5 protein-coding genes are annotated in these 7,179 nt (G+C 72.5%); 1 reads left to right on the top strand and 4 read right to left on the bottom strand.

Features of this window, described 5'->3' with window-relative positions; all coding sequences use genetic code 11:
* Positions 1 to 2 precede the first annotated feature (2 nt).
* Entirely contained in the window at positions 3 to 1,514 is a 1,512-nt protein-coding gene (locus ACIHFD_RS65910; RefSeq protein ID WP_397375632.1) for an AMP-binding protein, read from the top strand.
* Between the two features lie 25 nt (positions 1,515 to 1,539).
* On the opposite strand, the gene ACIHFD_RS65915 is transcribed toward ACIHFD_RS65910, so the two are convergent.
* The 4 genes from ACIHFD_RS65915 to ACIHFD_RS65930 all read right to left on the bottom strand — a co-directional run.
* The gene (locus tag ACIHFD_RS65915) at positions 1,540 to 2,505 is read right to left on the bottom strand and encodes an alpha/beta hydrolase (RefSeq protein ID WP_397375633.1); all 966 of its coding nucleotides are present in this window, start codon (positions 2,503 to 2,505) and stop codon (positions 1,540 to 1,542) included.
* 99 nt (positions 2,506 to 2,604) lie between these two features.
* On the bottom strand, positions 2,605 to 3,366 hold the full coding sequence (locus ACIHFD_RS65920) for an SDR family NAD(P)-dependent oxidoreductase (RefSeq protein ID WP_350743003.1): 762 nt from the start codon (positions 3,364 to 3,366) through the stop codon (positions 2,605 to 2,607).
* A 17-nt stretch (positions 3,367 to 3,383) separates the two neighbouring features.
* Positions 3,384 to 4,730, bottom strand: a complete 1,347-nt coding sequence (gene ccrA, locus ACIHFD_RS65925; RefSeq protein ID WP_397375634.1) for a crotonyl-CoA carboxylase/reductase — start codon at positions 4,728 to 4,730, stop codon at positions 3,384 to 3,386.
* Between the two features lie 70 nt (positions 4,731 to 4,800).
* Positions 4,801 to 7,179, bottom strand: a 2,379-nt coding sequence (locus ACIHFD_RS65930; protein ID WP_397375635.1) for an SDR family NAD(P)-dependent oxidoreductase, incomplete at its 5' end; no start/stop codon positions are given.

A 7,179-nucleotide genomic window follows, 5' to 3' on the forward strand; every position in this document is an offset into this window, starting at 1 on the left:
CAATGACCGGAGAATGCAGCCCCGCACTCTATGAATTCTTTCTGCGCGGTCTGGCGAAGTCGCCCGGCCGGGCGGCGTTCCGGGCCGGCGCGGACACCTTGACCTACGACCAGGTCTACCGGCTGGCCCTGCTGTGGGGCGGCGCGCTGCCGCGTACGTCACCCGCCGCCGTCGGGGTGCTCGCCGCCAAGGGGACCGTCTCCTACGTCGGGATCCTCGCCGGCCTCTTCGCCGGGGTGACCGTCGTGCCGCTGCAACCGGACTTCCCGGCCGCGCGCACCCAGCAGATGATCGAGGCGGCCGGGGTGTCGGCGCTCATCGTCGACGAACGCGGGCGGAAGATCGCCGAGGAGTTGCTGGGCGAGGGCGTGGACGTCGCCGTCCTCGCACCCGACACCGACCCGATCGACCCCGGGCTCGCCCTCCCGCGGCCCCGGCCGGTCGAGGCCGGCGACATCGCGTACGTGCTGTTCACCTCGGGCTCCACCGGGACGCCCAAGGGTGTGCCGATCACCCACGGCAACACCGCCCACTATTTCCGGTTCCTGGCCGGACGGTACGACTTCACCGGCGACGACGTCTTCTCCCAGACGTTCGACCTGACCTTCGACTGCGCCATGTTCGACCTGTTCTGCGCCTGGGGAGCCGGGGCGACGTCCGTGGCCGTGCCGCCGCACGCGTACCGGAACCTGCCGCGCTTCCTCGCCGAGCAGGGGATCACGGTGTGGTTCTCCACCCCCAGCGCGATCTCGATGGTGCGCAGGACGGGCGGTCTCGGCGGCGCCGCCATGCCGTTCCTGCGCTGGAGCTTCTTCGCCGGAGAGGCGCTGAAGGTCGCGGACGCCACCGACTGGCAGCGGGCCGCCCCCGCCTCCGTCCTGGAGAACCTGTACGGCCCGACCGAGCTGACCATCACCATCGTCGGTCACCGCTGGTCCCAGGAGACCTCGCCCGGGCTGGGCGTCAACGGCCTGTCGCCGATCGGGTTCGTCAACGACGGCCACGACCACCTGCTGCTCGACGACGAGGGACGGCCGACCGACACCGAGGGCGAGCTGTGGATCGCCGGCCCGCAGACCACCCCCGGATACCTCGACCCCGAGCACGACCACGGCCGGTTCGTCGAGCGCGAGGGCCGTGTCTGGTACAACACCGGCGACCGGGTCCGGCGCGCGGCCAACGGCGAGCTCGTCTATCTCGGCCGGGGCGACGCCCAGGTCCAGGTGCAGGGCTGGCGCGTCGAGCTGGCCGAGATCGACCACGCGGTACGCGGCTGCGACGGCGTCGAGGACGCGGTGACGGTGAGCACCACGGCCGACGACGCCACCGCGCTCGTCGTCTTCTACACCGGAGCCCCCGCGCCGCCGGCCCGCTTCGCCGCCCAGCTCCGCAGGACGCTGCCGGCGGGCCTCATTCCCCGGCACTACCACCACCTGGACGAGCTGCCCCTGAACCCCAACCGCAAGGTCGACCGGGCCGGCCTGCGGGCCCGGGCCACGGAGCTGATCGGCTGAGCCGGTTGGGTGAGCGGGGCGGGGCTCAGCGGCTCCGCATCCCGCGGCGCAGTGAGAAGATCATGTCCTCGCGCATCTTCTTCGTGATCTCGGCGTGCGCGATCACAGACGCGCCGTGGAAGGTCCCCGGATACAGCACGAGCTCCGTCGCGACCCCCGCCTGGACGAGCCGCTGGGCGTACTCGATGCCCTCGTCGCGCAGCGGGTCGAACTCGCACACCACCACCAGCGCCGGAGGCAGGCCGGTGAGGTCGCCGGCCCGCATGGGCGCGGCGTAGGGGGACACGTCCGGTCCGCCCGGAGCCGGGCCGTCCTTGAGGTAGTACCGCCACATGGCCTCGTTGTTGCGGCTGTTCCAGCTGGGGGTGTCGACGAAGTCCCGCATGGACCGCGTCGTCATCCGGTCGTCCAGCACCGGCACGTCCAGGAACTGGAAGCAGATCTCCGGGCCGCCGCGGTCGCGGGCCAGGAGGGAGACCGCCGCGGAGAGGTTCCCGCCGGCGCTGTCACCGCCGACCGCGATCCGCTCGGGGTCCACGCCGAGCTCCCCGGCCGCGGAGTGCAACCACGTCAGCGACGCGTACGTGTCCTCCAGCGCCCCGGGGAACGGGGTGTCGGGGGAGAGCCGGTAGTCGACCGACACCACGACGGCGCCGACCCTGTCGGCGATCTCCGTGCACCGCGCGTCGAACACCACTAAATCGGAGGCCACGAATCCGCCCCCGTGCAGGTAGAGGAGCGCCGGTCGGGGCCGGTCCGCGGCGGGCGGCCGGTAGAGGCGTACCTTGACCGGGGGCGCGCCCTCGGGGCCGGGAATCTCGCGATCGATGATGTCCACGGCCTGCTCGGGCGTGTAGTGCGGGAGCTTCTCGTGGAACGCCTGCTCTTCCTCGGGGGTGAGGGTGATCTCCCGGTTGACGACCTGGGAGAGTTCGACGTCGGGGATCATCGACGCCCATGGCGCGAGCTCTGAGTCGAGGTTGTAGCGCATGAGATCATCCTCCGCGCCGGGGCGGCGCCGGGTCATCCGCCGAATGGCCGCCGCCGGGCGGGTCCGCCCGGCCGAACGGCGGTGTTCACTGGGGGGTGCTCATTGGGCGGTCGCGCCGCCGTCGATGGCCAGTGCCGCGCCGGTGATGAAGGCCGCGTCGTCGCTGAGGAGGAACGCGACGAGCGCGGCGATCTCCTCGGGATGCGCCGCCCGTCCCGAGGGGTTGGGCACCCGGGTCTCCAACGGCCCGTCCAGCGGCGCTCCCAGCAGGTTGCGGAGCAGCGGGGTGTCGACGTTGCCGGTGACCAGCGCGTTCACCCGTACACCCCGCTCGGCGTTCTCCAGGGCGACGGCCCTGGTCAGCCCGACCACACCGTGCTTGGCGGCCACGTACGGCGCCGCGCCCGGGATCCCGGCGCAGCCGTAGGTGGAGGCGTTGGTCACGATCGAGCCCCCGCCGGCGGCCAGGATCGCCGGAACCTGGTGCTTGAGGCCGTAGAAGACGCTGGTGAGGTTCTGCTCCAGGTCCGCCCGCCAGTGGGCCTCGTCCACGTCGGACACCAGCCCGGTCCCGTTCACGCCGCCGACGTTGTTGAACGCCCCGTCCAGCCGGCCGAACTCCGTGACCGCCGAGCGCACCACCCGTTCGGCGTCGGCCTCCACCGTGACGTCGGCCGGGACGAACAGCGCCCGGCCGCCCTTCGCCTGGATGTCGGCCGCCACCTGCGCGCCGACGTCCTCGCGCCGGGCCGCGATCACCACGGCGCCGCCGTCGGCGGCGACCCGCTCCGCGACGGCCTTCCCGATGCCGGAAGTCCCTCCTGTGATCACGACGACCTTGGAAGCCAGGTCAGCAGCCACGTCTCATCCTCCGCAAGCTAGTTGTCCGACGGTTCGCGGAACCGGTTGATCTGGTCGATGTGGCGGGCGCGGAACTCGGGATCGTCGACGCCGAGACCGGGCCGCGGCGCCAGGCACAGGACCCCGACCTTGCCGCTGTGGGCGTTCGCGTGGACGCGGCGGGTCGCAACTCCGACCTCGTCGAGGTCGTAGACGGCGGACAGGGTGGGGTGGATCGCCCCCTTGGCGATGAGGCGGTTGGCCTCCCAGGCCTCCCGGTAGTTCGCGAAGTGGGTGCCGACGATCCGCTTCAGCGCCATCCACAGGTAGCGGTTGTCGTACTGGTGCTGGTAGCCGGAGGTGGAGGCGCAGGTGACGATCGTGCCGCCGCGGCGGGCCACGTACACGCTCGCGCCCATGGTCTCCCGGCCCGGGTGCTCGAAGACGACGTCGGGGTCGTCGCCGCCGGTCAGCTCCCGGATCCGCGCCCCGAACCGCTTCCACTCCTTGGGGTCGGGGGTCTCCGGGTCCTTCCAGAACCGGAAGCCCTCGTCGGCCCGGTTGATCACCAGCTCCGCGCCCTGGGCCCGGACCAGCTCGGCCTTGTGGTCGCTGGACACCACGCACACCGGGATCCCCCCGGCGCGCAGGACGAGCTGGGTGGCGTACGAGCCGAGCCCGCCGGCGGCCCCCCAGATCAGCACCACGTCGCCGACCTTGATCTGGGCGCCGTTGCGCGAGATGAGCTGGCGGTAGGCCGTGGAGTGCACCAGGCCGGAGGACGCCGACTCCTCCCAGGTCAGGTGGGCGGGCTTGGGCATGAGCTGGTTCGCCTTGACCAGGCTGAGCTGCGCGAGCCCGCCGTAGTTGGTCTCGTACCCCCAGATGCGCTGGTCGGGGTCGAGCATGCTGTCGTCGTGGCCGTCGGCCGAGGAGAGCTCGACCGACAGGCAGTGCGCCACGACCTTGTCACCGACCTGCCAGCGGTGGACGCCGGGGCCGGTCTTCAGCACGACGCCGGACATGTCCGAACCGAGCACGTGGAAGGGCTGGTCGTGGATCCCGGCCGACGGGACCGCCTTCGCGTAGCGCTTCAGGAAGCCGAACGTGTGCATCGGCTCGAAGATGGCGCTCCACACCGTGTTGTAGTTGATGCTGCTCGCCATCACCGCGACGAGCACCTCGCCCGGGCCGGGCTCCGGCGTGGGGACGTCGGACAGGGTCAGCGACTTCGCGGGATCGCGGTTCTCGGCCGGGATGCCGCCGAACATGTCCACGTCGTCGTGGAGCACGACCGCCGCCCGGTAGCTCTCCGGGATCGGGAGGTTCCTGAGCTGTTCGGCGTCGTACTGCTCGGACAGGAGGACGTCTCTGATTTCCTTCATCGATTCTCCTTGGCGGGAGTTCGAGCGGGTTGGGGTCAAGGGCCGGCGACAGGACGCGCGGCCCGCCGGGTCAGGACGCGCCGAGCTGGTCATCCAGCGCGGCGAAGAGCTCCTCGTCGGAAAGGTCGTCGAGGTCCCGGTCGGCCTCCTCCGCCGCGCCGTTCACCCCTTCGGCCGCGTGCAGGATGGCCCGGAAGCGGTCGCTGATCTGCGCCCGGTCCCCGGCGGACAGGGCCTGCTCCCGTAGCAGCCGCTCCATCTCGTCGAGCTGGGCGAAGATCGAGCCAGACGGCGTCTCGGGCGCGAGCCTGTCCTGGACGAACCGGGCGAGGGCGATCGGGGTGGGATAGTCGAAGACCAGGGTGGCCGGGAGCTTCAGGCCGGTGGCCCGGCCCAGCCGGTTGCGCAGCTCCACCGCGGTCAGCGAGTCGAACCCGAGCTCGTTGAACGCCCGGTCCGGTTGTACCGGGTCGTCCGAGGTGTGTCCCAGCACCGCCGCGGCCTCCGCGCGTACCAGGGACACCACCAGGCGCTCCCGCTTGGCCGGCGGCAGCTCCGCGAGCCGCGCCGCGAACGCCGTACCGTCGTCGTCGCCCCCGGTGGCCGCCGGCGCTTCGAGCGCCCGCGTGAACTCGGGAACGGCGCTCACCAGGGGACGCGGCCGCGCCAGCGCGAAGGCGGGCGCGAAGCGCTCCCAGTCGATGTCGGTCACCACCAGGTGGCCCCCGCCGCTGCCGACCAACTGGCCGATGGCCATCGCCGCGGCGTCGGGCGCCATCGGCCGCAGACCGCTCCTGCCCAGCTGCTCTCCGGCGTCCTCCATCATCCCGCCGCCGCCCCAACCGCCCCAGGCGATCGAGGAGCCCGCGAGCCCGCGGATCCGCCGGCGCTGCGCCAGCCCGTCGAGGAACGCGTTGGCGGCGGCGTAGGAGGCCTGCCCGCTCGACCCCCACACGGCCGCGCCGGAGGAGAACATCACGAACGCCTCCAGCGGCCGGTCACCCAGGACCTCGTCCAGGTTGATCGCCCCGATGACCTTGGACCGGGCGAAGCCGGCGAAGTCCTCCAGCGTGGTGTCGGCCACGAGCACGTCGTCGTGCCCGACACCGGCCGCGTGCATCACCGCCGTCAGGTCGGGGATCGGCTCCAGCAGGTCCCGTACCGCCGCCCGGTCGGCGACGTCGCAGGCGGCCACCGTGACCGCGGCGCCCAGCTCGGTCAGCTCCGCCTCGAGCTCCGCGACGCCCTCGGCGCCGCGGCCGCGTCGGCTGACCAGCACCAGGCGGTCGGCGCCCTCCCGGGCGAGCCACCGTGCCACGTTCGCGCCGACCCCGCTGGTGCCGCCGGTGACGAGCACCGTTCCGTTCGGCTTCCAGCTCCGCGCCCGGTCCGCGCCGCCGTTCGGCGAGCGCACCATGCGGCGTGCCCGTACGACGCCTGAGCGGATCGCCACCTGGTCCTCGCCGCTCGTGCCCGCGAGCACCCCCTGGAGCAGCGCGATGTCGTCGGCTCCGGGGGCGGGGGGAAGGTCGACGATGCCGCCCCAGGTGTCCGGATGGTCCACCGCGAGAACCGCGCCGAGCCCCCAGAGCGCAGCCTGGAACGGACTGACCCTCTCCACGGCCTCGCCTCCGCCGGCCCTGTCTTCACCGGCTCCCTCTTCGGTTACGCCGTCTCCGCTGGCGCTGTCTCCGGTGGCGCCGTTTCCGGCCGCTCCGTCTCCAGCCGCTCCGTCTCTGGTCGCTCCGTCTCCCGCTGCTCCGTCTCCGGCGGCCTCGTCCAGGGCGACCGCGCCGGACGTGGTCAGCCACAGGGGCGCGCTCACCTCCGCATCGGCCAGCGCCTGCACCAACGTGACGGTCGCCGCGGCGCCCCGGGACAGCGTCGGGTGCTCCTCGTGCGGCTCGTCGTCGAGCGGCAGGAGACAGAGCACACCGGTCAGCCCGGGTCGGGCCTGCGCGCGTATGGCTTCAGCGAGCGCGGCGCGGTCCTCACCACCGACCACCAGCGGATACACCCGGGCGGCCCGCGCGGACAGACCGTCCAGGACGTCCCGGACGATCCGCGGATCGCCGCCCGCGGCGGGCACGGCCACCAGCCACGCCGTACCGGTGATCCCCGCCGCACTTGGCGCGCTCACCCCGCGCCACACCAGCTTGTAACGCCAGTCGTCGAGCACGGACCGCTTGCGCTCCGCGTCCCGCAGGGACGACAGGGCGGGAAGCACGGTCCTGAGGGCGTCCGCGTCCACCTTCAACCGGGTGGCCAGCGCCTCCGTCTCCTCCGACTCCAGCGCCTTCCAGAAACCGTCGTCCCGGGGGCCGTCCGACCCGTGCCCGTGGGACGACGGCTCCAGCCAGTAGTGGTGGTGTTGGAAGGGGTAGGTGGGCAGGTCGGTGGTGGTGGCGTGGGGGATGAGGGTGGTCCAGTTGGGGGTGGTGTTGGTGTT

It is taken from the genome of Nonomuraea sp. NPDC051941, from assembly GCF_044593615.1.

Excerpts from the sequence above, each read along its gene's own strand:
- ACIHFD_RS65915 (WP_397375633.1), bottom strand. The coding sequence starts at position 2,505 with ATGCGCTACAACCTCGACTCAGAGCTCGCGCCATGGGCGTCGATGATC.
- ACIHFD_RS65910 (WP_397375632.1), top strand. The coding sequence starts at position 3 with ATGACCGGAGAATGCAGCCCCGCACTCTATGAATTCTTTCTGCGCGGT.
- ccrA (WP_397375634.1), bottom strand. The coding sequence starts at position 4,730 with ATGAAGGAAATCAGAGACGTCCTCCTGTCCGAGCAGTACGACGCCGAA.